Origin of the sequence: Paenibacillus sp. FSL R7-0198 (genome assembly GCF_038000415.1) — a bacterium.
Classification (GTDB): Bacteria; Bacillota; Bacilli; order Paenibacillales; family Paenibacillaceae; genus Paenibacillus.
Genome location: NZ_JBBOCB010000001.1, coordinates 3,786,799 through 3,813,353 on the forward strand (window position 1 = coordinate 3,786,799; position 26,555 = coordinate 3,813,353).

At 47.5% G+C, this 26,555-nt stretch carries 26 protein-coding genes and 1 riboswitch; of the genes, 16 read left to right on the forward strand and 10 right to left on the reverse strand.

Going from position 1 to position 26,555, the window contains the following annotated elements; all coding sequences use genetic code 11:
* The first annotated feature begins 12 nt into the window (after positions 1-12).
* A complete protein-coding gene (rluF, locus tag MKY87_RS16325; RefSeq protein ID WP_338589806.1) occupies positions 13-714 on the forward strand; it encodes a 23S rRNA pseudouridine(2604) synthase RluF in 702 nt (233 codons plus the stop codon).
* Positions 715-927: 213 nt separating this feature from the next.
* On the opposite strand, the gene motB is transcribed toward rluF, so the two are convergent.
* Together motB and motA are read right to left on the reverse strand one after the other, a co-directional pair.
* Entirely contained in the window at positions 928-1,746 is an 819-nt protein-coding gene (gene motB, locus MKY87_RS16330; protein WP_338589808.1) for a flagellar motor protein MotB, read from the reverse strand.
* The gene (motA, locus tag MKY87_RS16335; protein WP_017691317.1) at positions 1,733-2,533 is read right to left on the reverse strand and encodes a flagellar motor stator protein MotA; all 801 of its coding nucleotides are present in this window, start codon (positions 2,531-2,533) and stop codon (positions 1,733-1,735) included. Before motA ends, motB begins: the two co-directional genes overlap by 14 nt.
* A 233-nt stretch (positions 2,534-2,766) precedes the next feature.
* Here motA and MKY87_RS16340 point away from each other — a divergent pair, with 233 nt between their 5' ends.
* The 4 genes from MKY87_RS16340 (at position 2,767) to rbsK (ending at position 4,635) form a co-directional block, all read left to right on the forward strand.
* Positions 2,767-3,060: a hypothetical protein gene (locus tag MKY87_RS16340; RefSeq protein ID WP_074092938.1), complete on the forward strand. Its 294-nt coding sequence runs from the start codon at positions 2,767-2,769 to the stop codon at positions 3,058-3,060.
* Between the two features lie 64 nt (positions 3,061-3,124).
* Positions 3,125-3,280, forward strand: a complete 156-nt coding sequence (locus MKY87_RS16345) for a hypothetical protein (protein ID WP_167483873.1) — start codon at positions 3,125-3,127, stop codon at positions 3,278-3,280.
* 30 nt (positions 3,281-3,310) lie between these two features.
* Positions 3,311-3,607 carry a 4a-hydroxytetrahydrobiopterin dehydratase gene (locus MKY87_RS16350; RefSeq protein ID WP_062838136.1) on the forward strand — a complete coding sequence of 99 codons (297 nt, stop codon included), beginning with the start codon at positions 3,311-3,313 and terminating at the stop codon, positions 3,605-3,607.
* 44 nt (positions 3,608-3,651) lie between these two features.
* The gene (rbsK, locus tag MKY87_RS16355) at positions 3,652-4,635 is read left to right on the forward strand and encodes a ribokinase (protein WP_340965408.1); all 984 of its coding nucleotides are present in this window, start codon (positions 3,652-3,654) and stop codon (positions 4,633-4,635) included.
* Between the two features lie 74 nt (positions 4,636-4,709).
* Here the strand turns inward: rbsK and MKY87_RS16360 are convergent, their stop codons facing one another.
* From MKY87_RS16360 to MKY87_RS16380, 5 genes are all read right to left on the reverse strand, one after another.
* Entirely contained in the window at positions 4,710-5,066 is a 357-nt protein-coding gene (locus MKY87_RS16360) for a c-type cytochrome (protein WP_036607288.1), read from the reverse strand.
* A 150-nt stretch (positions 5,067-5,216) separates the two neighbouring features.
* Complete coding sequence (locus MKY87_RS16365; RefSeq protein WP_339787424.1) at positions 5,217-5,711, reverse strand: GNAT family N-acetyltransferase; 495 nt, start codon at positions 5,709-5,711, stop codon at positions 5,217-5,219.
* 355 nt (positions 5,712-6,066) lie between these two features.
* Entirely contained in the window at positions 6,067-6,537 is a 471-nt protein-coding gene (locus MKY87_RS16370; RefSeq protein ID WP_091039214.1) for a C40 family peptidase, read from the reverse strand.
* A 3-nt stretch (positions 6,538-6,540) separates the two neighbouring features.
* Positions 6,541-6,678, reverse strand: a riboswitch (cyclic di-AMP (ydaO/yuaA leader).
* 245 nt (positions 6,679-6,923) lie between these two features.
* On the reverse strand, positions 6,924-7,775 hold the full coding sequence (locus MKY87_RS16375; protein ID WP_340965409.1) for a hypothetical protein: 852 nt from the start codon (positions 7,773-7,775) through the stop codon (positions 6,924-6,926).
* Positions 7,776-7,785: 10 nt separating this feature from the next.
* A complete protein-coding gene (locus tag MKY87_RS16380) occupies positions 7,786-9,777 on the reverse strand; it encodes a M1 family metallopeptidase (protein ID WP_338589819.1) in 1,992 nt (663 codons plus the stop codon).
* Positions 9,778-9,878: 101 nt separating this feature from the next.
* Here MKY87_RS16380 and MKY87_RS16385 point away from each other — a divergent pair, with 101 nt between their 5' ends.
* Positions 9,879-10,382: a YwhD family protein gene (locus tag MKY87_RS16385; RefSeq protein ID WP_091039209.1), complete on the forward strand. Its 504-nt coding sequence runs from the start codon at positions 9,879-9,881 to the stop codon at positions 10,380-10,382.
* A gap of 202 nt (positions 10,383-10,584) precedes the next feature.
* Here the strand turns inward: MKY87_RS16385 and MKY87_RS16390 are convergent, their stop codons facing one another.
* A complete protein-coding gene (locus MKY87_RS16390) occupies positions 10,585-12,663 on the reverse strand; it encodes a transglycosylase domain-containing protein (protein WP_340965410.1) in 2,079 nt (692 codons plus the stop codon).
* 403 nt (positions 12,664-13,066) lie between these two features.
* Between MKY87_RS16390 and speE the strand changes: the two genes are divergently transcribed.
* Both speE and speB read left to right on the forward strand, forming a co-directional pair.
* The gene (gene speE / locus MKY87_RS16395) at positions 13,067-13,894 is read left to right on the forward strand and encodes a polyamine aminopropyltransferase (RefSeq protein ID WP_017691306.1); all 828 of its coding nucleotides are present in this window, start codon (positions 13,067-13,069) and stop codon (positions 13,892-13,894) included.
* Between the two features lie 15 nt (positions 13,895-13,909).
* Positions 13,910-14,779 carry an agmatinase gene (gene speB, locus MKY87_RS16400; RefSeq protein ID WP_340965411.1) on the forward strand — a complete coding sequence of 290 codons (870 nt, stop codon included), beginning with the start codon at positions 13,910-13,912 and terminating at the stop codon, positions 14,777-14,779.
* Positions 14,780-15,087: 308 nt separating this feature from the next.
* Here the strand turns inward: speB and MKY87_RS16405 are convergent, their stop codons facing one another.
* The gene (locus MKY87_RS16405; RefSeq protein ID WP_017691304.1) at positions 15,088-15,219 is read right to left on the reverse strand and encodes a hypothetical protein; all 132 of its coding nucleotides are present in this window, start codon (positions 15,217-15,219) and stop codon (positions 15,088-15,090) included.
* A gap of 628 nt (positions 15,220-15,847) precedes the next feature.
* Here MKY87_RS16405 and MKY87_RS16410 point away from each other — a divergent pair.
* The 5 genes from MKY87_RS16410 to argS all read left to right on the forward strand — a co-directional run bounded on the left by MKY87_RS16410 (position 15,848) and on the right by argS (position 21,371).
* Positions 15,848-17,035, forward strand: coding sequence for a WD40/YVTN/BNR-like repeat-containing protein (locus MKY87_RS16410; RefSeq protein ID WP_340965412.1), 1,188 nt, complete (start codon positions 15,848-15,850; stop codon positions 17,033-17,035).
* Between the two features lie 218 nt (positions 17,036-17,253).
* Positions 17,254-18,735 carry an alpha-N-arabinofuranosidase gene (locus MKY87_RS16415; RefSeq protein WP_338589829.1) on the forward strand — a complete coding sequence of 494 codons (1,482 nt, stop codon included), beginning with the start codon at positions 17,254-17,256 and terminating at the stop codon, positions 18,733-18,735.
* Positions 18,735-19,004, forward strand: a complete 270-nt coding sequence (locus tag MKY87_RS16420; protein ID WP_338589831.1) for a DUF6171 family protein — start codon at positions 18,735-18,737, stop codon at positions 19,002-19,004. Before MKY87_RS16415 ends, MKY87_RS16420 begins: the two co-directional genes overlap by 1 nt.
* Before the next feature lie 265 nt (positions 19,005-19,269).
* A complete protein-coding gene (locus MKY87_RS16425; protein ID WP_017691299.1) occupies positions 19,270-19,695 on the forward strand; it encodes a DUF1934 domain-containing protein in 426 nt (141 codons plus the stop codon).
* A complete protein-coding gene (argS, locus tag MKY87_RS16430; protein WP_091020191.1) occupies positions 19,692-21,371 on the forward strand; it encodes an arginine--tRNA ligase in 1,680 nt (559 codons plus the stop codon). The genes MKY87_RS16425 and argS overlap by 4 nt, the downstream gene beginning before the upstream one ends.
* A 283-nt stretch (positions 21,372-21,654) precedes the next feature.
* Here the strand turns inward: argS and MKY87_RS16435 are convergent, their stop codons facing one another.
* Positions 21,655-22,809 (reverse strand): S8 family peptidase, encoded by a 1,155-nt coding sequence (locus tag MKY87_RS16435; RefSeq protein WP_340911322.1) that lies wholly within the window; start codon positions 22,807-22,809, stop codon positions 21,655-21,657.
* A 462-nt stretch (positions 22,810-23,271) separates the two neighbouring features.
* Between MKY87_RS16435 and rpoE the strand changes: the two genes are divergently transcribed.
* The 3 genes from rpoE (at position 23,272) to MKY87_RS16450 (ending at position 26,516) form a co-directional block, all read left to right on the forward strand.
* Positions 23,272-23,841, forward strand: a complete 570-nt coding sequence (gene rpoE, locus MKY87_RS16440; RefSeq protein WP_091039194.1) for a DNA-directed RNA polymerase subunit delta — start codon at positions 23,272-23,274, stop codon at positions 23,839-23,841.
* A 453-nt stretch (positions 23,842-24,294) separates the two neighbouring features.
* Positions 24,295-25,899, forward strand: coding sequence for a CTP synthase (locus MKY87_RS16445; RefSeq protein WP_076217010.1), 1,605 nt, complete (start codon positions 24,295-24,297; stop codon positions 25,897-25,899).
* A 230-nt stretch (positions 25,900-26,129) separates the two neighbouring features.
* Positions 26,130-26,516 (forward strand): response regulator, encoded by a 387-nt coding sequence (locus MKY87_RS16450; protein WP_017691292.1) that lies wholly within the window; start codon positions 26,130-26,132, stop codon positions 26,514-26,516.
* The last annotated feature ends 39 nt before the right edge of the window (positions 26,517-26,555 follow it).

The following is a 26,555-nucleotide window of genomic DNA, read 5'->3' on the forward strand; positions in this document are numbered from 1 at the left end:
TGAGATTACCTTTTGCGTATTAATAAATTTATTAGTGAAACAGGTTATTGCTCCCGGCGTGAAGCCGACAAGTTGGTGGATAGTGGTCAGGTAACCATTAATGGAGTTAAGGCTGAACTGGGCAGTCAGGCAGAAGAAGGCGACGATGTACGAATCAATGGCAAGCCGATCAAGGAAAAGAGAAAACACGTATATATTGCCCTGAATAAACCGATTGGAATCACAAGTACAACTGAGCAGCATATTCAGGGCAATATCGTTGATTTTGTCGGACACGATGAACGTATCTTTCCTATTGGACGCTTGGATAAGGACTCGGAAGGTTTGATCCTGATGACCAATGATGGAGATATCGTTAACCGGATACTTAGAGCAGAAGGACGCCATGAGAAAGAGTATATCGTTACTGTTGATCGATCTGTAACCCCGAGTTTCCTTAGAGGTATGAGCACTGGGGTGAAGATATTGGGTGAAATGACCCTGCCTTGTACCGTGACCCGGATGACGGATCGAGTATTCCGTATCATCCTGACTGAAGGAAAGAACCGTCAGATTCGGCGGATGTGTAGTGCCTTTGGCTACGAGGTTCGTAAGTTGAAGCGTATTCGGATCATGAACATTCATCTTGGAGAAATGGCGACAGGTTCATGGAGAGAGCTTACCCCTGCTGAAAAAGCGGAGCTGGGCGGTCTGTTGGACTATTCACTGGAATAGTTGATTCGACTTTGACTAATTAACTGATTGAAGCCCTGCTTTCCGAAAAGGAGCGCAGGGCTTTTTGGTATAAGGTCAATGACGACAGGTGAATCTTCGCAAATAGTGTGAAAAAATGTAGAGATAAACCAAGCATAAGCTTTATATAAACCCAAAAGACCGTTCTCCTTGTACCTGGGGAACGGTCTTTGGTTAATGAATCGCTGCAGGCCTCTAGTTTCCTCCGCCAACGGCTTTTACATTTGTATTGTTACTTTGATACTTCCGAATGATAGATACCTCTACACGGCGATTCTGTGCCCGTCCGGTATTGGTGTCATTACTGGCAATCGGATGATACTCTCCATAACCACTTGGTGTGAATTTGGAAGGGTCCAATTGTGTGTTCAGCAACAGGATTTTCAGGAAGTTGAGCGCACGATCTGCACTCAGATCCCAGTTATCCTTATATTGGTTGTTCGAAATGGGAATATTATCGGTATGACCGGATACCACCACTTCATATTCAGGGAACTCCTGCAGCATGCTTGAGATTGCTTTGGCCAGGGATCGTGATTCAGGCTTCACATCTGCTCGGCCTGAGGAGAACAGGGCGTTATCACTGATGGTGATCTTCAATTCAGACTGATTCAGCTTGGTATTCAGCTGGTCCGAAAGTCCGTTCTTCGAGATATACTGGTCAAGCCTTTTCTTAAGCTTCTCCAGATCTTCCTGTTCTTTTTGAGCCATCTGTGCATCCGTTATCTGAGCTGGTGTTTTCTTGGTGATTTCTGTAGGTTCCTGTTTGTTCTTACCCAGATCGGCACCTGGCGTATCCGGATTCATGGACGTATGATCCAGAACACCGGAGCCTCCATTCAATGCACTGCTTAGTGCGGATGCCATCTGCTCGAACTTGGCTGCATCGAGTGAACTCATGGAGAACAACGTGATAAACAGGGCAAGCAACAAGGTCATCAAGTCAGAATAGGGAAGCAACCAGCTCTCGTCTATATGTTCTTCATGTGGTTCGTGCTTTTTAGCCTTTTTCACCTGATGATCCCTCCTTCTCTTCCAGTTGTTTACGTTCGGAAGGTGTCAGGAATACGGATAACTTTTGGTTGATGGCAATGGTGGATACACCAGACTGTATGGATAACAATCCTTCAACCATCATCAGCTTGATCTCCATTTCTTGCTTGGACATCCGCTTCAGCTTGTTAGACATCGGGTGCCATAACACGTAACCACTAAATATACCAAGGAGTGTTGCGATAAATGCTGCCGCAATCGCATGGGAGAGTTTCTCCATGTCACTGAGATCGGCAAGTGCTGCGATGAGACCTACAACGGCCCCGAGAACCCCGAGCGTTGGCGCGTACATCCCCGCCTGAGCGAAGATCAAGGCACCGCCACGGTGGCGCTCCTCTGTAGCATGAATATCTTCCATCAGTACATCACTTACAAATTCCTGATCGTTGCCGTCGATAATCATACGCATACCGCCACGAAGGAACTGATCGTCAATCTCTTCTACTTTTGATTCCAGTGCAAGCAAACCTTCACGACGGGTAGTGGAAGCCCAATCCATAAACGTGCCGATCAGAGACACTCGATCAATAAGTACTTGATTTTTGAAAATAATCCCGAAAAGCTTAGGGATTTTCTTAACTTCAGACATTGGAAATGCGATAAAGATAGTTCCTGCCGTACCAACAAAGATAATAACGTAGGCTGCCGGATTGTTAACCAGGTTGATTAAGGGCGCACCCTTCAGGAACATACCGAGTACAAGGGAGACCAGTCCAAAAACTAGTCCAATAATCGTTGAAATGTTCATCATACACCTCATCCATGAGATAAAATTGAATCCTTTCAAGCGGCTGTATTCGGGCTTCCGGACGAATTTTTGGCCGCAATCCGTTCAATGTTAGGCATTCCTTACGGTTGCTAAAACAGTTAAAACGGTCATATATGTATTTATCGACCAGAAGGCCTTTTTTTTTAAGGGCTATTTTCAGGTATAATAAGATCAAATCCGCTCCTTAGGGGCCGAATAGGAGTGAAAAGCCAATGGGCGTAAAGCATGGACGGGATTATGAAGGAATTTTGACAGATCTGACAACGGCAATCGGACGCATACCGGATCGGTATGTTTTCTTTGAAATGGACGCGGAAGAGTGGGAGAGACTGGCTGCATCTGACCAACTTGAAGTGGATGAGGCGTTGGCGGAGGATTTGTTCTATGCGCTGGGCGAGGAGTCTGTTATTCCAGTTGGAAGTGGTGTGGTCATCCATGATAAGGAACAGCACCGTATTCATATTTTGATCGGGGAAGAAGAGTTGACATTTGTACCTTTAATTTAGTGTGTTTACATGCATTTTCAGGGGTATAAATGGAATTGGAATTGCCCTCAAAGCCTTATGGTTAGTGGTTCTATGCCATGTAGTTGATTGGATTTTGAAGCTTGTCCGTGGTAAGATGTTAGTCGTGAAATGGGCCAACCGCATGGCGGTGAGCCTGGCCTTTGAGGTTGCTGTTGATAGCGCCGAAGGTGTCGGTGGTTATACGGACTCACGTCTGTAATGTACCATCCTATGGGGAGGAAGATAACGCATGGTTTTTTCGCAAGAGGAAGTCGAAGCTCATCTGGGAAGGCTGGAAGGCTGGGAACTGGAAGAGGGACGGTGGATTGTACGTAAATTCGTGTTCTCCAACTACATGAAAGGGATTGCATTTGTGGATGAGGTCGCTGCGATCTCGGAAGCATTCAATCATCATCCTTTTATTACGATTGATTATACAACGGTTACGCTGCGTCTCACGTCATGGGATGCGGGTGGTATCACATCTGTAGATATCAAGGAAGCAGGGCAATATAACGAAGCTTATGACAAAATGAGGTCGGAATAACAAGGTCGGTTATTATCGCGCGGCCGGAAGTGAGTGAACCATACATGTCAGACTATAATCAGAAACAACCTCTTATTGCTGTCGTAGGCAGTCTCAATATGGATCTCGTGGTGAAGACAGACACGATTCCGGAAGAGGGAGAGACGGTGAGCGGTGAGGAGCTGCATTTTCTCGCTGGTGGCAAAGGGGCGAACCAGGCTGTTGCCGCTGCGCGTCTGGGTGGACAGACGACGATGATTGGTGCGGTGGGATCGGACGGTTTTGGCGAACGTCTGCTGCACAGTCTGACGGAAAGTGGTGCAGATGCCTCGCAGGTTCGCATATTGGAAGAAACGGTTACAGGGACGGCTTCCATTTGGCTCTCTCGGGGAGACAACCGGATTATCGTTATTCCTGGTGCGAATGGACAAGTGGTGCCTGAGATGCTGGAAGAGGCGGATACGGTAAAAAGCCTGACTGCAGCCGCAGCGGTGCTGCTGCAGCTGGAGATCCCGCTGCCAGCGGTTACCCGCGCCGCCCAACTGGCGGCTGAAGGCAGCGCACTGGTGGTGCTCAACCCGGCTCCCGCAGTGCCGGGTCTGCCCCAGGAGCTCCTGCGGTGCGTCGACGTTGTCACGCCGAACCGCAGTGAGCTTGCCGTGCTTACCGGCCGGGCTCATCTCCGGCCGGAAGACCTGGATGCGGCGGTCGCAGAGCTCGCCGCATCCCTCGGGGCCGCTGTCGTCACGACGCTCGGCCCCGAGGGGGCTGTGTACGCGGCGGCGCCTGGCGGCCGCGTACAAGCAGGGCGTGCCGGCGCGTGCCGTGCGCCCGGCTACGCCGTAAGCGCCGTCGATACGACCGGCGCTGGCGATTGCTTCAACGGCGCGTTGGCGGTAGCCCTCGCGCGCGGTGAGACTTTGGACGCGGCCGTAGGCTACGCCATGGGTGCGGCCGCGTTATCCGTGACGAAGCTCGGCGCCCAGTCCGGGATGCCGTCCGCACGTGAAGTTGAGGCCTTTCTGGCTGAGCATGCCACAGAGGCCTAATAATTGGTATAACGAAGAGGCTCTTATTCTCCCAAAAGGGGATTAAGCGCCTCTTCGTTATGTGCGTGCACAGATTATTTTTTCTCTGACAGCCACATGGCGATATTTGCAATTTCTTCATCCTGCAGCTTGCCCTTGAAGGAAGGCATACCACCTTTACCTTTGACAATCGTAGAATAGATCTTCTCCAGATCATCCTGGCTACCGATGTTAGCCAGAGCAGGTCCTACGCCACCCTGAAGCTGATCCCCGTGACAGGAGATACAATTGGCTTTGACCAGTGCTTCAGCCTGTCCGGCATCCAATGTTACTTCCGGCATGGTTGGTTTGGCTTCTTCAGCCACTTCTTCTTTCCCTGGAAGCGTAAACATTAAAACAATAGCTAAAGCGCATGCTGCAAAAAATACTCCGCTCATGATCCATTTGTGCATCCCTTATGTCCCCTCCAGAATGAAAGATCATCTAACCTGAAACTATCCATATCATTATAACGGAACCTGTACTGACATCATAGCATTTTGTGGGAATTTTTTGAACTAATCACATAACAAGGGGCAAATGTGGTTGTTTTGCAATGGATTCTAACCGCGAGGCCCTTCATAAACCATACAGTGAAAGGGCTTCAAGCCGGTTGGGGTCTGTCGTTCGTATGTATCCTGGGTGACAAATCCACTCTTCAGATAGACTTGAATGGCACGAGCATTCCAAGTGAGTACTTCCAGATCAATCTCATTCGTGGGATTTCGTCGAATGGCTTCCTGTACAATGGCAGTGACAAAAGCTGTCCCTTGACCCTGACCACACAGCTCTGGATGCATGCCAAGGCCAATCCGGGTTACCCCTTGAAGTGGGAAGTATTGAGCAAACCCACATATACGATCGTTCTGATCCAGGACGATTGCATATTGCTCCTGCCGCAGCTGTGCATCTCCGAATTCCACTTCCAGAGCTTTCATCTGCTCCCAGGGGAGCCAGCTGTAGATATTGTAAGGCGGATCATACTGCCAACTGCAGATAAGCTCCGCATGTTCTTCTCGCATGGGTACAACGTGAAACGTCACAGGGGTTTCCTTCATACACCTGCATGCTCCTTTCCTTGAAACAGAACTCTTTGTCCACTCTACAAAAGTGATGTTCATTTAGCAAGTCTTCCTTCCCAAGAAAAAAAATGAAACAAAAGTTCCGGTAATTTCGTTTATATTATAACGGGATGGGTAAAAACATCATAAGGGCACGGACGAACGAACGCAAAATGAACCTGTTGATGTCGCAGGATATGCCCCGAGTATAACTTGCAACATGAATAAGGATTGAAGCACAAAAAAACCGCCGGATACATTCCTGCGGAGAATGTACCGGGCGGTTCTGTTATGCTTCTTGCTTCGTTCCAGTATGGTTAATGGTTACAGCATCATGTTGCTCAGCTTGTCCCTAGTCAAGGGCCAGTGATTCATATGCGTCCGTGCTCATAATCCGTTTCGCGCCAACATAACGGTTGGCCCAATAGCTTTCACTCAATGCACTGATCGTAACGCCTTTGGAAGAAGAGGAGTGTGCGAACTTTCCATCCCCTACAAAGATTCCTACATGAGATACGCCTTTACCTGTTGTATTGAAGAATACCAGATCGCCAGCTCTCATTTCCATGCGGGATACGGAATCGCCCATGTCGAATTGGGAACTGGATTGGCGTGCCAAATCAATACCCAATTTGTCGAATACATACCGTGTAAATCCGGAGCAGTCAAAGCCGTTAAGCGTTGTTCCCCCACTTTTGTATGTAGTTCCCATTGCTGAATCAATTACTGTGTCCATCTTTGAATCTGCGAATGCGCTACCTGCACCAAGCGATAATGCAAATGTGATGCTAAGTACAGCTGCGGTTAATTTCTTCTTGAACAAGAGATATTCCCCTTCCAACGCCTGCGAGGTTAGCTTAAGGATTCGGTTGAAGGTCCCCTATGATCCCTCTGTAGCAAGATCAATTCACCCATAACTGGTTCCCCCGCTTCCCAGGTGCCAGGAATTTGGCTATGCTAGTTATGCACCTGCGAAATCAAGAAATGACGATTTAATTTTAAGTAGTTACAAATATGAATGTAAAGATTACAAAGTTGTTACTAAAAACTCACTGCGATTATTGTAACAGAGGAGTACGGCTTTGGCAACGTTTAGCAACAAATTTAGCAAAAAAAACCTCGACCTTTGACGGGGAAAGGTTGAGGTTTGCCTATTTATAAGTACATATTAGGCCATAAGTTTAACATGTGATGGTAACAATTTTTAAACTATCTGCTCTCACCTTTGGACATTTTGGACTGCCATAATCGGAAATGGCTGCATATTTTCCACAGATTCAATAGACATCTCGCAAGTGGATACGTCTGTTGTAGTATAAGTCCGGTAAGTCCCGTTAATAACCATGAGGCTGAAGTGAATGCCCCGAAGATAAGCAGGTGAACTCCGCCCAGCAGGAGTGCAATACCGATTACGGCGATGAGATGACGCAGTGCAATCCAGAGTGCTCTGAGGGTACCGTGAGCCCCGCCTTCTCCTTCTGGTGCCGAAACACCGAACTGCATGTAGAGCACGGCATGGTGGATGATCCAACCATATACAATCCAGGCAGCAACATAAGGTATACCAGGCAAAAGTAATTGAAGGGAATGAAATCCGTCCATGAGAATCGAGTAGAGCTTCGGTATGAGCCAGTAGGCGGGCAGAAGTATCAATAATGTACGTATGGTGTGGAGCAGCAGCATCGGTTTCCACAGATTTTTGATTCCGCGGACAAAGGGGATGCGCTCTTCTGTAGAGTTAAAGTGCTGAAGTGAGTAGAGTAGTCCTGCCTGAATGAGGGGGCTGATCAACATGCGAACCAGCAGCATGCCCCCTAGAATCCATAGATAACGATGAACCTCCGGATGGGTAGACAAGTTAAGTTGACTTTCCATTTTGAACAAAAGTGTACTCAGTTCCCCGGCATCAGCATCTGGATAGCGCAGGAGTAGGGGGATGACCGCCGATTGTACCATTCGATAGAAGAAATATCCCCAAATGAGTTGATAGAGAAATAAGAGTGCGGCAATGAACATATGCTGACGGACGAGAAACCAGCCTTCACGTATTTTTGCTTTCACCGTTTCCACCTCACCATGACAGACCTCCGAATATGGCTTCTATTAGTTTGGTTACACTCATGCTCCAGCGGGATTTTGCTTGCTCATCCAGTCCGGATTTCAGGAAATTGTTCATATGGCGGTTCTCCAGCACGATCGTGTACAGGGGATCGGTCATGGCCCAGGATACGGGGGATGTGTGAGTTAATTTATAGGTGATGCGATCTTCTTTGCCATTCCATTGTTTGGTGAGGATATGCCCGTCTTCAAAAGCAATGCGAACAGGAACGGCGTTGTAATCACTTCCTTTTTTTGCGATCGTCACGGATGACTCGTACCATGTTTGACCGTCTTTCTGTACGGGCGTAACACGAATCTGCTCTACAGCAAAGTCAGCCATCCCGTTACCATAGACGTATTGGTCAAAATAATCAGACCAGGAAGTACGGGTCACTTGTTCCACAACGTTTTGAAAATCAGCCGAAGTGGGATGTTTGAAGCGGTACTTCTTCACATAGGTAGAGAGAATGCGTTCCATCTTTTTTGCGCCGACTTGATGTTCGATACCAAGCAATACAAGTTTGCCACGTGTATAGACATTGGCTGCATACTCATTCTGTGAATCGAACTTCCAGGATTCTTGTGTTAAAGATGAAGGAGACGTAATCAGGCCTGATTGTACCGGCAGATTCGGAATCAATCCATATTCCTGCTCCATCAGTTTGTCTTCTGCATAAGAGGTGAACCCCTCATCCAGCCAGGCTTCCTCGAATTCGTTGCTGGCAACCATACCGTAGAAGTACTGGTGTCCGATCTCGTGGACTACGGTACGTTCCAGGTCATAACCTGGGGTAGTATCATCGGCTCCAAAGGCCGTAACTAGCGTAGGGTACTCCATGCCTCCAGCACCGTTCCCCGCTTTGGGTGGAACAACGATGGATAAGGTAGCGTAAGGATATGGGCCAAACCATTTGCTATAATTGGCTAGTGCGGCCTTCGCGGCGTAGAAATAACGTTCTTTAAGATCCTGATGAGCAGGGTCCAGATATAACTTGATTCGTACACCAGGCACATTGGGTGCAGAGAAGGGTTCCTCGGCGTAGACAAAATCCGGTGAAGCTGCCCAGGCAAAATCATGTACATCATCGGCATAGAATTGATAGACCTTTTCTCCATTCTTCACCACGGCTTGTTGCGTCGGAAATCCGGTAGCAGCAACTTTGTATGTTTCAGGCACCCGAATACGCACACTATATATACCGAAGTCGGCGTAAAACTCTGAATTGCCATGGTATTGGTGCAGATTCCAGCCTTCCGTTGTTCGTCCACGCCTGCCTACAGGTTCATAGGCACTTAATTTGGGAAACCATTGACCTGCCATGACAAAATTATCAGCAGTTCCCATTCGGGCAAAAATCTTCGGCAGATTCACTTCGAATCGGGTGTGGAGTGTGATGCTTTCCCCGCCTTTAACGGGTTTGGGCAGGCGTACTTTAATGAGGGTGGTGTCCTTGATATTTCCGTCATCTGGTTGCACATATTGCATCCGGTGCAGCAGAGAGAGCCCGTCCTCCGTTTTCATTTCGGTAATGTTCATGGAGCCATAACCATTGGTAGGCATGACATCACCACGAAGCTTTCCACCGGATTCCTTCATAAAGGTGGTGTCAGCAGAAGAGAAGGCATTGGGGTACATATGAAAATAAAGCTCGCTGACGGTTTTTTTACCTGGGTGTGTCCAGGTAATCGTCTGAGTCCCTTCCAGTACATTCCCTTCGACCAGTTTTACATCCATGTGATATTCCACAACACGGTTGCTGTACACTTCGGCTGTAGGGGTCTGTACACTTTCTGGAGGTGCTGGGGTTGGAGCTATTGCCTTGGGCTTGCCCGATTCGGGGGCGAGTACTGGCAATTCTGAATGAGTTGAGCGATTATAACCCAGAGTGATCCATATCCCTCCGGCAAGTACACACAGGGCCAGGGATGCAGTGAGCCAGCTCTTGGCGCGTCGTGGAATCATCGTTAAATACCTCCCGTTGACAAGCATCTACAGCATGTATATGTTTGCAATGGGACAATTATTAGTTAAAATATTTGTATCAACCCTTGGAGGCTATAAACATGGACCAAAACGAGCAAAACGGCAAAAAACAGATTGCCTTGAATATCGTTAGTGCAAAAAGCAAGCATAAAGGCTTCGGTGCAGGCTCCATTGATCTGAATAACCTTTCCCCGGTCATTATTGATAATGGCGAAGCCAAAATCGATATCGGTGCGATGCATGCGAAGAGCAAAGTGGAACGCAATATCAAATTCTCTACCAATCGTGAAGATGTGCCCAACGGACGCCAGGTATGGCTGGTGTGGGTAGCTGTGGATCGCACGGAGGAAGGCCAACTGTATGGTGGAGCAACGGCATGTGAGATGTGGATTGATACGGAAGCAAGACGTGGATGGAAACTGCTGGCGGAACATGTGAATCGCATGGATTATGCCTTGAAGCGTCGCTTCATGCTGGATGAGCTTGGACCTGAAGCTCGAGCTGCACTTAAGACACTGCTGATCTCACACAACGAAGACTGGTGGAATGCTTCTCCAGATGTATTGAAGGAAGCACTCGCTTAAGGCAGATCATTTTCAACAAAGTATAAAAGCAAAAAAAAGCAAAAGGCCCCTTGACCGGAAAGTTCGGCTGGGGGTCTTTTGCTTGTGCATTAATCGTATTCATTGATCTGAATAATTATGAGTTTTCATCCGAAGTGAATTTCCAATTGTTCAATATAACCAGAGGTTATAGGTGACGCAACTAAGTCATCGCGCATTTGCGTCATTCTACCCACCAACGTTTGAAATCTCCCCACCAGGAATGTTTCTCTTCCTGTATGCCTTGTTGATTCTGTACCTGACGGGTCTTCTCATCTTCTCCAGAATCCGAATCATCCGTCGTGCCATGACATACCTCTGTCGGTTCAGTACCATCAATAAAAACTTCCAGCCGTTTCTCTTCACAACCGTTGCCTGCCAGCTTGCCGGATTCCGGGTCAATATAGACACTTACGACATGATCAGGCACGGTGAAGATTTTGGGTGGTACGCTCGCAAGTGCCTGCTCTGTGAACTGGGCAAAGATCGGAGCCGCCCGGCGGCCATCCGAAGTTGAGATGGCTTTGCCTTGGTCGTACCCAACCCATACCGCGGTGGAGAGCTCCGGTGTGAATCCAACGAGCCAGGCATCCGTGTTGGTTGTTCCCGTTTTTCCCGCTACCGGACGTTTGATCGCCTTAGACACCCGGTTGCCCGTTCCTCCATTTTCGAAGACACTTTCCATTAAACGTGTCAGTACATAAGCTGCCGCAGGTTCCACAACGGTCTCAGCCTTCGTCTGAGGCGATTCATAGAGTACACGTCCTGCGGCATCCGTCACTTGCAGAATGGCTACAGGTGGCGTCCGTTGTCCACCAGCAGCAATGACGGAAAAGGCCGACGCCATCTCCAGCGGGCTGACAGGTGACGTTCCCAGTGCAAGAGAAGGTACGGCGCTCAGGTTGCTTGTAATGCCAAGGTTTTTTGCCATACTCACAACCTGCTCAGGACCGATCTGCATAATGGTGTTCACCGCATAGATATTGTCTGAAGCGGCGATCGCCTGTCTTAGATCAATCTCACCCAGATACTTGTCTCCAAAGTTGCCGGGTTTATAGGTTTTGCGGTCATTGTCATAGTGAAAAAGGGTAGGTTCACTGTTAAATATGGATGCACTGGTGAGCTGCTTGGATTCCAGGGCTGCCAGATACATAATGGGTTTAAACGCCGAACCTGGCTGGCGCGTTGTCGCCAGTACATGGTTAATCTGATTGGTGCGATAATTCTTGCCGCCTACCATGGCTTTGATGTAGCCCGTACGAGGGTCGATGGACACGAGGGCCGTCTCCAGCTCGCTTTTGGCATCCATACCCTTCGCTATGGCGTCTTCAGCTGCTTTTTGTACACGCAGATCCAGGGTGGTGTAGATATTCAATCCTCCGTGATCCAGCATCGCTTCACTGATTCCCAGCTCTTTGATGGCCAGATTCCGGATATAGTCACGAAAATACGGGGCACTTTCCACCGTTTTACGCTCACTTTCCGGTTTGAACGAAAGCATTTTCTCATAGGCCTTATCCGCTTCGGCTTGGGTGATCTTACCGATATCAGCCATGGCATTCAGCACAATCTTCTGTCGGTCTTTGGCATTCTTCATATGGTTATAGGGTGAATAGTAGGTAGGTCCTTTCGGGATTCCTGCCAGCATGGCACTCTCTGCAAGATCCAGCTGTTTGGCTGATTTGCCAAAATACATTCGCGAAGCCGCTTCGATTCCGTACGCACCATGCCCATAATAGATTTCGTTCAGATACATCTGCAAAATTTCATCCTTGCTGTATTTCATCTCCAATTGCGCCGTGTACATGGCTTCCTTGGCTTTGCGAGTCCATGTTTTCTCATGAGATAGATATAGGTTACGCGCCAGCTGTTGAGTCAATGTACTCGCACCCTGCGACATCTGCATATGTTCGAGGTTAACGAGCACAGCCCGTCCCATCCCTTGCACGTCGAACCCGTAGTGATTATAGAATTTGCGGTCCTCTACAGCGAGAGTGGCATTGACCAGATCTGGAGCGATATCCTCCAGTTGAACGGGTACAGAGTCTTTGCCACCTGCGGAGAAGGTAGCGATGACTTCACCCTGACTGTCCAGTAATCTGGAATTCCGGTCAGAGTCTGCGAGAGGCAGGCTGGTTGCGTATAGGTACACCAATCCTGCAGCGGTAGCAAGTATAGCGAGCACGGCGAGCAGAGACAGGTTTTTAATGAATTTTCGTAAACGGAACCCGCGTTTGCGGGTCTTTTGATTTGGCTTGGTCATGGAACGGGCTCCTCTCTTTTCTTCCAGTATGGGACTTGATTGGCAGGGATATTCAATCGGGTGCATAAGCAAACAAAATGTAGCATTTCCGCCTTGAAAACCGTTTTGCAGTATAAACGTCAATCGCGTATAATGCAAAAGGGTAATGAAAAGGTAAGATTCGGCACAAGATACTAAAGCGCGTAAGGACGAACAGACGAATGGTCATTGATTCATTGATTAGTCAGACGCTCTGGTCAATTTAATCTATATAATGAAGTGAACCGCGGACCTTTCCCGCAGGCCAGCAATGATAACGCGATATGGCGCCGAACGCTGGACGTGCTTGGGCGAACCGATTATAGTGCATAGCACTTGTTCGGGTATGGCTGATCATTAACTTTACGGAAAGAAGGTAGAGATTATGGAATTGTGGTTTACGGAGAAACAGACCCCGGTATTCGGGATCACCGCGAAGATTAAGCAGACCTATGTTACAGAGAAAACGGATTTTCAAGATTTGGCCATGGTAGAGACCGAAGAATTCGGTAACATGTTGCTTCTTGATGGCATGGTGATGACGACTGTAAAAGACGAATTCGTATATCACGAAATGGCGGCACACCCTGCGCTGAACACTCACCCGAATCCGAAAAAAGTTCTGGTTGTCGGTGGCGGCGATGGCGGAGTCATTCGTGAAGTCATTAAGCATGCTGCTGTAGAAAAAGCAGTTCTCGTCGAAATTGACGGTAAAGTTATTGAATACTCTAAAAAATATTTGCCTGAAATCGCCGGCAAGTTGGACGAGCCTAATGTTGAAGTGCTCGTAAACGACGGCTACATGCATATTATTGAACATAAAAATGAATACGATGTGATCATCGTAGACTCCACCGAGCCTGTAGGCCCTGCTGCTCCATTGTTTGAGCGTGGGTTCTACCAAGGCATCTACGAAGCATTGAAAGAAGACGGAATCTTCGTTGCCCAAACGGACAACCCTTGGTTCAAGGCGGATCTGATTCAGAAGGTGAACAAAGACGTCAAAGAAATCTTCCCGATCGTACATGTGTACGGCTGTAATATTCCAACCTATCCAAGTGGTTTGTGGACATTCACCATGGGTAGCAAGAAACATGACCCGCTCGAAGTGGATGAGACTCAAATCCCGGAGATGGACACCAAGTATTACTCTCCGCGTCTGCACAAAGCAGCATTTGTACTTCCTAAATTCGTGGAAGATTTAACGAAATAAAAGGGGAAATCATTAATGAAACTGGATCAATCTTATTCAGGAAACGTATTTATTTGCAGCTCTGAGGATTATGAGAACTCCAAAGCAGTTATCTATGGCATGCCGATGGATTACACCGTCAGCTTCCGTCCGGGTTCCCGTTTCGGCCCATCTCATATCCGTCAGGCATCGGTTGGACTTGAAGAGTACAGCCCATATCTCGACAAAAGCATTGTAGACATGACATACTTTGACGCTGGAGACCTGCTCTTGCCTTTCGGTAACGCGGGACGCAGCCTTGAGGTAATTCATGAATACATCGGCAGTCTGCTCGCTGACGACAAATTCCCAGTTGGTCTCGGTGGCGAGCATCTGGTTACTTGGCCAGTCATCCAACAGATGTACAAGAAATACCCGGATCTTATTCTGATTCATATTGATGCACACGCTGACCTTCGTGAAAACTATGAAGGCGAGCCATTGTCCCACTCCACACCAGTACGTAAAGCAGCTGAGTTGATGGGTGGCCAAAACATCTATCAGTTCGGTATCCGTTCCGGCTCCCGTGAGGAGTTCCAGTACGGTCGCGAGAACATCAACTTCTATCCATTTGAAGTGGCAGCTCCGATGAAAGAAGCTCTTCCCAAGATGGGCAACCGTCCGGTGTATGTGACCATCGACATCGATGTGCTTGATCCGTCAGCAGCACCAGGAACAGGTACAGCAGAAGCGGGTGGCATTACGTCCAAGGAACTGCTGGAAGCCATCCATATGATCGCAGGATCTGATGTAAATGTAGTTGGTTGTGACTTGGTTGAAGTTGCACCAATCTATGATCCAACACAACAGACACAGATTGTAGCTGCGAAGCTGATCCGTGAAATGCTGCTTGGATTCGTGAAATAATCACAGAATAATCGATAAGTATAACGCTCTCTGTCTGCGCGGGTTCAACTTTGCGCAGTGGAGGGCGTTTTGTATTGTTAACTTTTGGACAGAGCTGTGCTATACTGTCTACATAAGTATTCAGTAGTATATTAATTGATATATTACTTTCGTGAAGTATATGGTGATCGGGTTCGGTCATATACTAAAAAAGAGTCTTCACCGCGTCAACGGTAAAGACTCTTAGGACCCGAAAGGCTGTGGATTGCCACGGCGCGCATGAACTAAATAATGCTATTCAAGCGAAACCCACCGTCAGGCGTCCAACCTTATGAGGTGGGTTTTCGCTTGCTACGAAACTTTTTGCGCAACCAACGGTAAAGCTTTCGCCCACTCAGTACAATACTGAGGATCGCAGCAATCCATCGGATTACATCAAGCAACGCCACAAGTTTGACCATCGACGTCACCCCCTTTCGGGAAGCTGCGCCATGGTCTGGAAAACATCCACCGATATTCAAAAGTCCATAACATGAATTATAGCACGTATGTTCCCTTGTCTCTACCATTTATTTCATGTGTTCGTATGGACTCTCCTCTTACGCAGATATCGTGCCTCGGTATGACTCTATCTTAATATTTGTGTATAATATGGAAATAGAGGAAGGGAAAGGTGGGTGTGAATGCGTGTGATTCGGACTCAATTGAGTATGTATCCCAGGTGGCTAACTGCAGTTTTTATAGTGTTTGTCATCAATTTTGTATTAGCAGTGACGATATTTCTCAACTTCACGTTGATGGTGGCTGATCTGGCCATGCTTTTTGCTGCATATAGTATTCGGGAATATAAATACAACAAAATATATTTTAGTTTATGCCTTTTCTTAAGTATCAGTTTTGTTATCCTTGCTGTGGTGACGTATCCCATTTAACTTAGAGTACACAATGTTTGGTGATGAACCACCCTTTCCTACATGATCCAATCATGGGTAAAGGTGGTTTTTTTCTTGCGGAATTGTCATCAGGGTTAATCAGATTGTTACGTTAGAACCATCATATTTGGGTAAAACCATAGAAGGAGGTGTTACGATGACAACCAAGAGTACAATGACATGGAAACGGATTGGTGCACTCGCATTATCGTTAACGCTGGCTTGGGGGATGGGACCGGTACATACGCTATCAGGTGCTAACGCTGCATCCTCGCAGGCATGTGGAAAGGGAGATCATGGACTATCTGCTACATTGAAAAAGGGCAGCGGTGTGGAAGAGCAACACCTGCAATTTACTGACATTGATTTTCTTAATGATACAACTGGACGAGCTGGGGGTGAAGGCTTCCTGATCGGTACTTCGAATGCAGGATGTTCGTGGCAGTCCATTTATACTGGACAATGGCAATTCACACAGCTTGATTTTCCGAATAATGTGAACGGATATGCGCTGGCGCGAGTGAAGGATTCACCTGCAACCTATCTGATACGTACCAAAGATGGGGGATCTCACTGGACGCGGCTCGATACGCCGGGTATTCAATTGAAGCGAATCGATTTTCGCAATAAAGATGTAGGTTTTGGTTACACCTATAATGGTGCATATCAGACGAAGGATGGCGGGGTAACCTGGAGTAAAATGAATACACCTGCCAACACGCGTGCAGCTGCCTTTGCAACAGAGAAACAAGGGTATGCCGTCGTGGTTGTACCTGGATCGGGATACCATCTGAAGCAAACGAGTGATGGCGGCAAAAACTGGACCACTTCTCTTCGAGTTGTCTCAGACACATGGAGCGGAGCAGATCTGTATGCACATGGCCAGCAAGTATGGGCCCTTCTGTATGGTGATGCAGGCATGTCCCAACAATCCTACTCTCTCTATGCGAGCGGTAATCAAGGCAAGAACTGGACCCAAGTATTTGCGCAATCTACAGCAGGGGGAGGTCCTGCACCAGGTACAAATAGTACAGGCAAAGGAAACGGACCAGCCAACCCGGGTGGCCATCCCGGCAACATGGCGTTGATTGGTAATCAGACGGCTTATCTGTCTGCAGGTTCACCCGCAGCTGGCAAAGTGGGTATTGGACGTTCTTATGATACAGGTTCCACGTGGAAAAATATTGACCTGAAAGATCCGGGATACAGTTCCCGTATCTCGTTCCCATCGGCCAAGACTGGTTGGCTCGTAGTCACAAGTGATAACTCTCCTGCGATCTATCAGACTACAGATGGTGGAACGACGTGGACACAAAAAATGTTGTTGCCTTCAGAGCAGGATTAAATAGCCTGTTATTCTGAAATAACAATGGAGCAAATCCAAATTAGAAATGAATAAAAATCAATTTGGTATACCTCTGCATGAATTTCTATAACAAACAGGCCTTTTCCTAATCATTTACACAGGAAGAGGCTTGTTTGTCTAGAAATAAAAACGGTTGAAACCTACTCTAAAACGAGTTATTGTAAGCGATAACAATACATTATATGGAGGTTGAAATCATGGTTGATGTTATTTTAAAGGCGGATTCAGATCAAGGATTAATAAATCGCAATATATATGGTCACTTTTCCGAACACTTGGGACGTTGTATTTATGAGGGGCTGTGGGTAGGAGAAGATTCACCCATTCCGAATACGGATGGGATTCGAAATGATGTATTGACGGCCTTGCAGAAGCTTAATATTCCAGTACTTCGCTGGCCAGGCGGTTGTTTTGCCGATGAATATCACTGGAAAGATGGCGTGGGTCCAAAGAGTGAGCGTGCCCGTATGATCAATACGCACTGGGGCGGCGTGGAAGAGAACAATCACTTTGGTACGCATGAATTCATGAGATTATGTGAGTTGCTCGGCACGGAGCCATATATTAGTGGCAACCTGGGTAGCGGTACAGTGCAGGAGATGCAGGAATGGGTGGAGTACATCACGTTTGACGGCGAATCCCCGATGGCGAACTGGCGTAAGAGTAACGGTAGGGAAGAACCGTGGAAAATGAAGTATTTTGGCGTGGGAAATGAGAACTGGGGATGCGGCGGCAATATGCGTCCTGAATATTATGCGGATGAATACCGTCGGTATGCTACATATGTACGTAACTATTCCGGGAACGAGATTTATAAAATCGCTTGTGGACCCAACGAAGGCAACTATGAATGGATGGAAGTCCTGATGCGGGAGGCTGCTCGCTTTATGGATGGAATCAGTCTTCATTATTACACCATCCCTACAGGAGAGTGGAATGATAAAGGCGCAGCTACAGGATTTGGCGAGTCTGAATGGTTCACCACCTTGAAAAAGACGCTCCATATGGATGAATTACTGGTGAAGCACTCCGAGATTATGGACAAATATGATCCAGAGGGCAGAGTCGGCATTATTGTGGATGAATGGGGTACGTGGTATAACGTTGAGCCGGGAACCAATCCAGGATTCCTTTATCAACAAAATACGATGCGGGACGCTGTGCTTGCAGGTGTTAACCTGAATATTTTCAACCAACATAATAAACGGGTACACATGGCAAATCTTGCGCAGATCGTCAATGTGCTTCAATCGCTTGTGCTCACGGAAGGTGACAAAATGCTCCTGACCCCTACGTACCATGTATTTGATATGTATCAGGTTCATATGGATGCACAGCGACTGGATTTGAATTATGAAAGCCCTGGGTATACCTTCGGAGAAGAAACCATTCCGCAGCTCAGCTTGTCAGCGTCCCGCAACAAGGATGGGGTCATTCATGTGACAGCTTGTAATCTGAGTCATACCGATGAGTTGGAAGTTGTGTGTCAGCTGGACGCAGCTCAAGCGGCTAAAGTAACCGGGCAGATTCTGCACCATACTGATTTTGGTGCATTCAATACCTTTGAACAGCCGAATCATGTTCAGCCTGCGGCGTGGGAGGGACTCACACTGGAGAATAACACTTTGCGTTTTGTTCTTCCTCCAGCATCGGTTGGGGTCATCGCTGTTGAGGGTTAATGATGAAAAGGCAGGAACCTTGCAAGGGCTGTGATGATCAGTACGATGTGAAGATTAGCGATGCCAAAATGGCCAGACTTGTGGAGATTGCCTCACGCTCGCGTGAGACGGTACAGGATGAGGAATATGAACGTCGGCTATCCATCTGCTCTGCTTGTCCGGGATTGCAATATGGCACAACTTGTCGGCATTGTGGTTGTCTCGTACAGGTGCGAGCGAAGCTGAGTGAGTCGACATGTCCTTTTCCTTATGAATCGCAATGGGCCTGATCGGATGAACGAATCTTATTATAATGAAGCAAAAGGGAGTTGCACTTTACAGGTGCGGCTCTTCTTTTTTGGCTTGATGAGGAAAAAACTCTGAATTTGGATTTGAATTGAGCGAGGGAACTGGATATAGTTATACAGTAGAGTGTAGGATAGCGAGCTATCCGGGAATATGAGCGCGTATAGCGACACAACAATACGGGAAGGGCTGTTCTCACCAGCCGTGCCTGATTTTGCGTCGCCTCGAATATAATGGAGGTTAACATTCATGTCGAACATGCGACCGGTACACATCCGGCTGCACAGCCGTTATGAAGGTGAAGATGTGCTGCAGGAAATGCAGGGTGAAGCCGTGTTAAAAGGGTCTGTTCTTTATGTTCGTTATGAAGAACCGCAGGTTGGACCTGAGGGAGGTACAACCCGTACAACATTGAAGCTGGGCGGACAATCCATCAAGATTATACGTCATGGTGAGGTGGAATCGGAGCAGACTTTTGAATTGAATCGGAAGCTTCCTGGTTTCTACCGATCGCCATACATGTCGTTTGCCCTGTCCACGCATACACAGAAGCTGGAACTTTCCATTCAGGGATTGAGCGCACGCGCAGCGTGGAGCTACGACTTTTACCGCTTTGATGAAGAATCCGGACATTTCGCGATTAGTTTGCATATACAGGAGGAACCAATTTCATGACACGTAATCCACTAGATACGATTAACGAACGGGTAAGCACGGCCATCGGCAACGCCATTGTGGCGGCCGGAATTGTTACGCAGGACGAATTGCCAGCCATCACATTGGAAGTGCCGCGTGAGAAGACACACGGGGACTTGGCGACCAATGCTGCCATGCAGCTGACCAAGATTGCCAAGCGCAATCCGCGTCAGATTGCTGAAGAGATCATTGCCAATCTGAATCTGGCTGAAGCCGGAATCGAGAAGGCTGAGATTGCTGGCCCAGGATTCATTAATTTCAAATTGGACAAGAGTTACCTTTATCCAGTACTTGCGCTTGTGCAGGAGCAGGGTAAAGATTACGGAAGAATTAACATCGGAGAAGGACGCAAAGTCGAGATGGAGTTTGTCAGTGCCAACCCGACAGGCAGCCTGCATCTGGGCCATGCCCGTGGAGCAGCTGTAGGGGATGCACTATGTAACATCCTTGACTACGCAGGATATGATGTAACCCGTGAATACTACATTAATGATGCAGGTAATCAGGTGTTTAATCTGGCTCGTTCCATTGAAGCTCGTTATCTGCAAGAGCTGGGTCAGGATGCTGAGATGCCTGAAGATGGTTATCATGGTGAAGATATTAAAGGATTTGCCAAGCAGCTTGTTGCTGAAAAGGGTGACGAATTGCTGTCCATGCATCCGGGTGACCGTGCGGCTTATTTCCGTGATTTCGGCCTGGAGAAGGAACTGGACAAGATCAAACGTGACTTGAATCGCTTCCGTGTTAACTTTGACATCTGGTTCAGCGAAACTTCCCTGTATGACAATGGAGAAGTTCTGCGAGTACTTGATGAATTGCGTGACCGCAATGAAATCTATGAGCAAGATGGAGCAACTTGGCTGAAAACGATGCAGTATGGTGACGACAAAGAACGTGTGTTGATCAAGAACGATGGCACGTATACTTACCTGACGCCTGATATTGCTTATCACCGCGACAAATATGCTCGTGGATACGACACGATGATCAACATCTGGGGTGCCGATCACCATGGATATATTCCACGGATGAAAGCCGCGATGCAAGCACTGGGCAATGATCCTGAGAAACTGGTGGTCTTGATTGCACAGATGGTGAGCTTGTTCCAGAACGGTGAAAAAGTGAAGATGTCCAAGCGTACAGGTAAAGCTGTAACGATGGAAGACCTGATGGATGAAGTCGGCATTGATGCCATCCGTTACTTCTTCACAATGCGCAGCATGGACTCCCATCTGGACTTTGACATGGACCTTGCGATTTCGACATCCAATGAGAATCCGGTATTCTACGTACAATACGCGCATGCACGTGTATGCAGCGTATACCGTCAGGCTGAAGAACAAGGTATTGAACTGCTGCCACTGGCACAGATTGACCTGTCCAAGCTTACTACAGAGCATGAGTATGACCTTCTCCGCAAAATGGGAGAGCTGCCTGAGGAAATCTCGGCAGCAGCAACAGGATATGCGCCTCATCGTATCATCCGTTATGTATACGAGCTGGCATCCCTGTTCCACAGCTACTACCGTGCAGAACGTGTCATTACGGAAGATGCGCAGCAAACTCAGGCACGTCTAGCATTGATCGGTGCTGTACGTACCGTTATTGCAACAGCGCTTCGTCTGGTAGGCGTAACCGCTCCTGACAAAATGTAAATTCCATGCGAGCGGCACATCGCCGCTCTGCCTAAGGCAAAAAGTCTCCCTGTCCACGTTGATTGCCTTCAACGTGGTACATGGAGACTTTTTTTGTTGTGTACCCTAGCTGAAGAAAAAGAAATGCCTGGTCCAAGGTACACTAGCCTACCTTTACATCACAGCGGGCGTAACCTAGAGCCTCAGCCGCTAGGTATACTCCCTCGTGCGTACTGCCTGGGCCGGGCTACTGGGTTTTGCAACGAGTCTCAATTAAGTTCTGCTGTCCTCTTGCAGAGCTGGCTCACTCCCCGCCCTCCTGCATTAGCTTCAGGGCATCAATCTCACCACCACGCACCTTACTTTTTGCGGTGGTGGTCTTGCGGGCGCGCAGCGGGATCGTAGCACGTTTGACGAGTGTCTTGATTTCACTCGGGGACAACCCCGGATGTTTGGAGAGCAGCAAGGCGATAGCGCCACTCACATGGGACGTCGCCATGGATGTGCCGCTCATCTCGTGGTGCTTGCCTTGTACCCAAGAGGAGACGATCTTATCACCAGGTGCATAGACATCCACATATGCGCCACGATTGCTGAAGGACGCAATACGTCTGTTTTTGTCGGTTGCCCCAACGGATATGGTCTGCGGATACCTTGCCGGATAATCAATACTGCGGCGTTTGCCGTCATTTCCTGACGAAGCAACAATAACGATTCCAGCATGGTATGCACGATTGACAACGTCAAGAAGCGCCTTGCTGCGTGTTTTCATGCCAAAGCTCATATTGATGATATCGACCTTGTTACGTACACACCAGTCGATGCCAAGTACAATGTCGGACACATAAGCCGATCCGTTGTGGTCAAATGCTTTCACCGGATAGATCAGGGAGCGTGGAGCAACACCAATCATGCCTGCGGTGCTGTTGGCTGCGGCGATGGTCCCTGCAATATGGGTACCGTGTCCGTTATCATCATGAGGAAGCAGGCTGCGGTTTAACAGATTGATTCCGCGTGCCAGGGAATAACGAAGATCAGGATGGTGATAATCAGCACCTGTATCAATCACACCGATTTTAATTCGGTGTCCGGTAGACACAGACCATACTTTGGGCGCCCGAATCTGCTTCACTCCCCATGGTATGCCTTGGGCATTACTTGGTTTGTTGTGGAGTGCGGTGGCATGGAGGGAGATGGGGACGTCTGCTTCAATCGTAATCTCATCCGCATAGCGGTATAGGTCCTCCGGGCGTTGGACTGGAGCGATAATGGAACGAGCCAGTCGCGAGGAACGGACAGCCCCAAGGTCGGTGAATTCATTCCGCATTCGGGACAATTCTACGAGACAGGCCTCGTACTGCTGCGGTTTGGCAAATCGGATCAAATATCGCCCTCCCTGTTCTGGTTCAGGGCGTCGCATTCCGTCAATCAATTGATGCAATAAACCAGTATAGTCCATAATGGGCAGCCCCCTTCGGGATGAACATGCTGAGGTATTCTATGAATGCGCTCATCCCGCCGCATGGGGAACTTGCCCTTTTTTTACAAAAACACATTCTCTTCGTGTCAAAACGGGCGCAGGGACATATGATGGATGGAGAGCTAGAGGGCTCTTGCGGGGAACCTGGTGAGGAGTAATCCTCCAAGGGTATACAGTCAGAAGGCGGAGGGGACTCCGTCTTTTTTATTATGGAGTTGTCTCTTTGGCAAAAGAGGATATTCTTGTGGGTTCGATGTCACTTCACGTTTAATATATGGACATATTGTTGCTGCTCTCCGCATTTGCGTCACATCCGTACATAAAAACTTGCTTTTTAACGCTAAATAGGTTTTACTTAGGTTTGTTAATGGATATGTTATACGTAACAGTCCAGTTCGTAGGGGTTAAAAAGTGAATTTTGTGTGAGAGGAAGTGTCTGCAGTGAGTACCTCGCTCAATTTGAAAATTGATAAAGAAAAGGTAAAAGAGATCCCTTTGGTGGACCTTGCCTTTATGGTGCTGAAAGCGGCTAATACGCCGTATTACTATCGTGACTTGATGAATGAGGTAGCGAAGCAGCGCGGAATGACTGATGAAGAAATCAACGAGTTTATCGCCCAGCTATATACCGAGATTAATATCGATGGCCGTTTTGCTTGCGTCGGTACAAGTCTGTGGGGCTTGAAGCGCTGGTATCCGGTGGCTGGAACAGAAGATTCCATGACGGGTGCGAAGCGTCCGCGTATCATCAACGATGAAGACGATGATCTGGAAGATGAAGACTTCGGTGAAGAAGAAGACAGCTATAACAGCGATGAAGACTTCGACAGCCCGGATAAAGACGAAGATGAAGACGAAGAAGATGAAGACGAAGACGACATCTTTGACGAAGAAGACAGCGAAGAAGAAGTGCTGGTTGAAGATGACGATCTGGAAGATGAAGACCTCGAAGAAGACGAAGAAGAGTCCGAAAACGAGGATGAATTTGACGACGATTCTGATAATCGGTAGTCATTTTTGACGTCTATAATTTACCCGTTTCCCCGGAATAGTCAGCCTTGACAGCGGACGGGGTAACGGGTAAACTATTGCATGGGCTTATGAATGAGCGACAATATATTTATGTTTTTTATAGAAGGTGCCCCGTCCTGCGGGAGTACTTTTTTTTGTATTTTTAGAGGCATAATTTTGCAAAATGATTTCTTTTCCGTATGCTCCCGGCCAACATTTCGTGGCCCGTTTTTGTATATCAAAAACACCAAATGGAATGAAGGCTACCGGAATATTTGCACCATTTTTTGCTGTAGAACAACGTGTATTTAAACCGTCTTCGCAGAAAGAGCAGTTCGCAGATGCAGGGAATTTCTGCCATTGCTCTTTTTAACGATGATTACCTGGGAAACAGGTTACGATAACACCATATATCGCCTGAATTTCTGTACTTATATTAGGAGGGTAATAACAGTGACAAAGTATATTTTCGTGACGGGCGGAGTTGTGTCCTCCCTGGGCAAAGGGATTACGGCTGCTTCTCTGGGCAGATTGCTGAAAAACAGAGGGCTTAAGGTAACAATCCAGAAATTTGATCCATATATTAACATCGACCCGGGAACAATGAGTCCTTATCAACATGGCGAGGTTTTTGTAACGGATGATGGCGCGGAAACGGATCTGGACCTTGGCCACTATGAACGTTTTATTGATATCAATCTCTCCAAAAACAGCAACGTCACGACTGGTAAAGTATACTCTTCCGTCATCAGCAAAGAGCGGCGCGGGGAATATCTGGGCGGAACGGTACAAGTTATTCCACACATTACGAACGAGATCAAAGAGCGTGTATTCCGCGCTGGACGTGAAGCAGGTTCGGATGTGGTTATTACGGAAATTGGCGGAACAGTGGGCGACATTGAGAGTTTGCCTTTCCTGGAAGCTATCCGTCAGATCAAGAGTGATGTAGGTCGCGACAATGTGATGTACATTCACGTAACACTTATTCCTTATATCAAAGCAGCTGGTGAAGTGAAAACAAAACCAACGCAACATAGTGTTAAGGAATTACGCAGCATCGGTATTCAACCGAATGTGATTGTATGCCGTACGGAGTATGAACTGTCTAAAGACATGAAAGCCAAGATCGCTCTCTTCTGCGACATTGATGAGAATGCCGTGGTTGAATGTCGTGATGCAGACACGTTGTATCAAGTACCTCTGAACCTGCGTGAAGAAGGCTTGGATGAGATCGTGGTAAATCACCTGAAACTGACTACTCCTGCACCGGATATGAGCGAGTGGGAAGGGCTGGTTGACCGGATCAACAAATTGGAGCATACAGTTGAGATCGCTATTGTTGGTAAATATGTAGCGTTGCATGATGCATACCTGAGTGTTGTTGAGTCGTTGTCTCATGCAGGATTTGCATCCAATGCCGATGTGAAAATCCGCTGGGTTCCTTCTGAAGATATTACGGATGAGAATGTAGGCGACCTGTTGCATGGTATTGGTGGTATCCTTGTTCCTGGCGGATTCGGAGATCGTGGTATTGAAGGTAAAGTATCGGCAATCCGTTATGCTCGTGAGAAACAAATTCCGTTCTTTGGTATTTGCCTGGGTATGCAGGTTTCCGTTATTGAATATGCACGTTCCATCGTTGGTTTGAATGGTGCGAACAGCTCCGAGATTAATCCGGCTACGGAATTCCCTGTGATCGATCTGTTGCCTGAGCAAAAAGATATCGAGAATCTGGGTGGCACGATGCGTCTGGGGCTGTATCCTTGTAAGCTTCAGGAAGGTTCTTTGGCGATGGCTTGTTATGATGACGAGCTGGTGTATGAGAGACACCGTCACCGGTATGAGTTCAACAATGAATACCGTGAAACGATTGAAAAAGCAGGACTGGTTATCTCGGGTACATCCCCGGATGGACGTCTGGTTGAGATCGTGGAACTTCCAGGACACCCATGGTTCCTGGCGGTACAATTCCATCCGGAATTCACTTCCCGTCCGAACCGTCCGCAACCATTGTTCCGTGAGTTTGTAAAAGCTTCTCTGGAGAATGCACAGAAGTAATACATGGTTTTAGTGTTAACGTAATAGATATTGGGGATGTTCCTGGCAACCATAGCGGCTGCCTGAACATCCCTTTTTTTTTGTGTAAAGAGCAGGTGGAAATGCTTTTTGTCATTTTGTGAAGGTAGCAGGATTTTAATGGAAGAGGTAGAATACTTATCATGACGACTATGGGATAGTTATCCAGATTCGAAGATGTACATGCTTTCCTAATTCTAGGAGGTTACAGAGTGGAAGATAAAAAAGTTTTGATTGTTGATGACCAGAATGGTATCCGAATCCTGTTAATGGAAGTGTTCAGCAGTGAGGGGTATAACACGTTTCAAGCACCCAACGGCAAGGTTGCTCTGGAGATTGTGAATAATGACAAGCCTGACCTGGTATTGCTCGATATGAAGATTCCTGGGATGGACGGTCTGGAAATCCTGAAGCATATTAAAGAAATTGATCCGGGTATCAAGGTGATCATGATGACCGCTTATGGTGAACTGGACATGATTAAGGAAGCCACAGATCTCGGAGCGCTCATGCACTTTACGAAACCGTTTGATATCGACGAGATGCGAGTGGCTGTGAATATGCAACTTCGCAATGGTACCGCCAATAAATGCAGCTGAATCCTGTTGATACAGGATTTTTTTGCGTGTGGAGAACAT

Bases quoted from the DNA above. Each gene is read 5' to 3' on its own strand.
- motA (WP_017691317.1), bottom strand. From the start codon at position 2,533: ATGAACATTTCAACGATTATTGGACTAGTTTTTGGACTGGTCTCCCTT.
- MKY87_RS16340 (WP_074092938.1), top strand. From the start codon at position 2,767: ATGGGCGTAAAGCATGGACGGGATTATGAAGGAATTTTGACAGATCTG.
- MKY87_RS16350 (WP_062838136.1), top strand. From the start codon at position 3,311: ATGGTTTTTTCGCAAGAGGAAGTCGAAGCTCATCTGGGAAGGCTGGAA.
- rbsK (WP_340965408.1), top strand. From the start codon at position 3,652: ATGTCAGACTATAATCAGAAACAACCTCTTATTGCTGTCGTAGGCAGT.
- MKY87_RS16360 (WP_036607288.1), bottom strand. From the start codon at position 5,066: ATGCACAAATGGATCATGAGCGGAGTATTTTTTGCAGCATGCGCTTTA.
- MKY87_RS16365 (WP_339787424.1), bottom strand. From the start codon at position 5,711: ATGAAGGAAACCCCTGTGACGTTTCACGTTGTACCCATGCGAGAAGAA.
- MKY87_RS16380 (WP_338589819.1), bottom strand. From the start codon at position 9,777: ATGATTCCACGACGCGCCAAGAGCTGGCTCACTGCATCCCTGGCCCTG.
- MKY87_RS16385 (WP_091039209.1), top strand. From the start codon at position 9,879: ATGGACCAAAACGAGCAAAACGGCAAAAAACAGATTGCCTTGAATATC.
- MKY87_RS16390 (WP_340965410.1), bottom strand. From the start codon at position 12,663: ATGACCAAGCCAAATCAAAAGACCCGCAAACGCGGGTTCCGTTTACGA.
- speE (WP_017691306.1), top strand. From the start codon at position 13,067: ATGGAATTGTGGTTTACGGAGAAACAGACCCCGGTATTCGGGATCACC.
- speB (WP_340965411.1), top strand. From the start codon at position 13,910: ATGAAACTGGATCAATCTTATTCAGGAAACGTATTTATTTGCAGCTCT.
- MKY87_RS16405 (WP_017691304.1), bottom strand. From the start codon at position 15,219: ATGGTCAAACTTGTGGCGTTGCTTGATGTAATCCGATGGATTGCTGCG.
- MKY87_RS16410 (WP_340965412.1), top strand. From the start codon at position 15,848: ATGACAACCAAGAGTACAATGACATGGAAACGGATTGGTGCACTCGCA.
- MKY87_RS16415 (WP_338589829.1), top strand. From the start codon at position 17,254: ATGGTTGATGTTATTTTAAAGGCGGATTCAGATCAAGGATTAATAAAT.
- MKY87_RS16420 (WP_338589831.1), top strand. From the start codon at position 18,735: ATGATGAAAAGGCAGGAACCTTGCAAGGGCTGTGATGATCAGTACGAT.
- MKY87_RS16425 (WP_017691299.1), top strand. From the start codon at position 19,270: ATGTCGAACATGCGACCGGTACACATCCGGCTGCACAGCCGTTATGAA.
- argS (WP_091020191.1), top strand. From the start codon at position 19,692: ATGACACGTAATCCACTAGATACGATTAACGAACGGGTAAGCACGGCC.
- MKY87_RS16435 (WP_340911322.1), bottom strand. From the start codon at position 22,809: ATGGACTATACTGGTTTATTGCATCAATTGATTGACGGAATGCGACGC.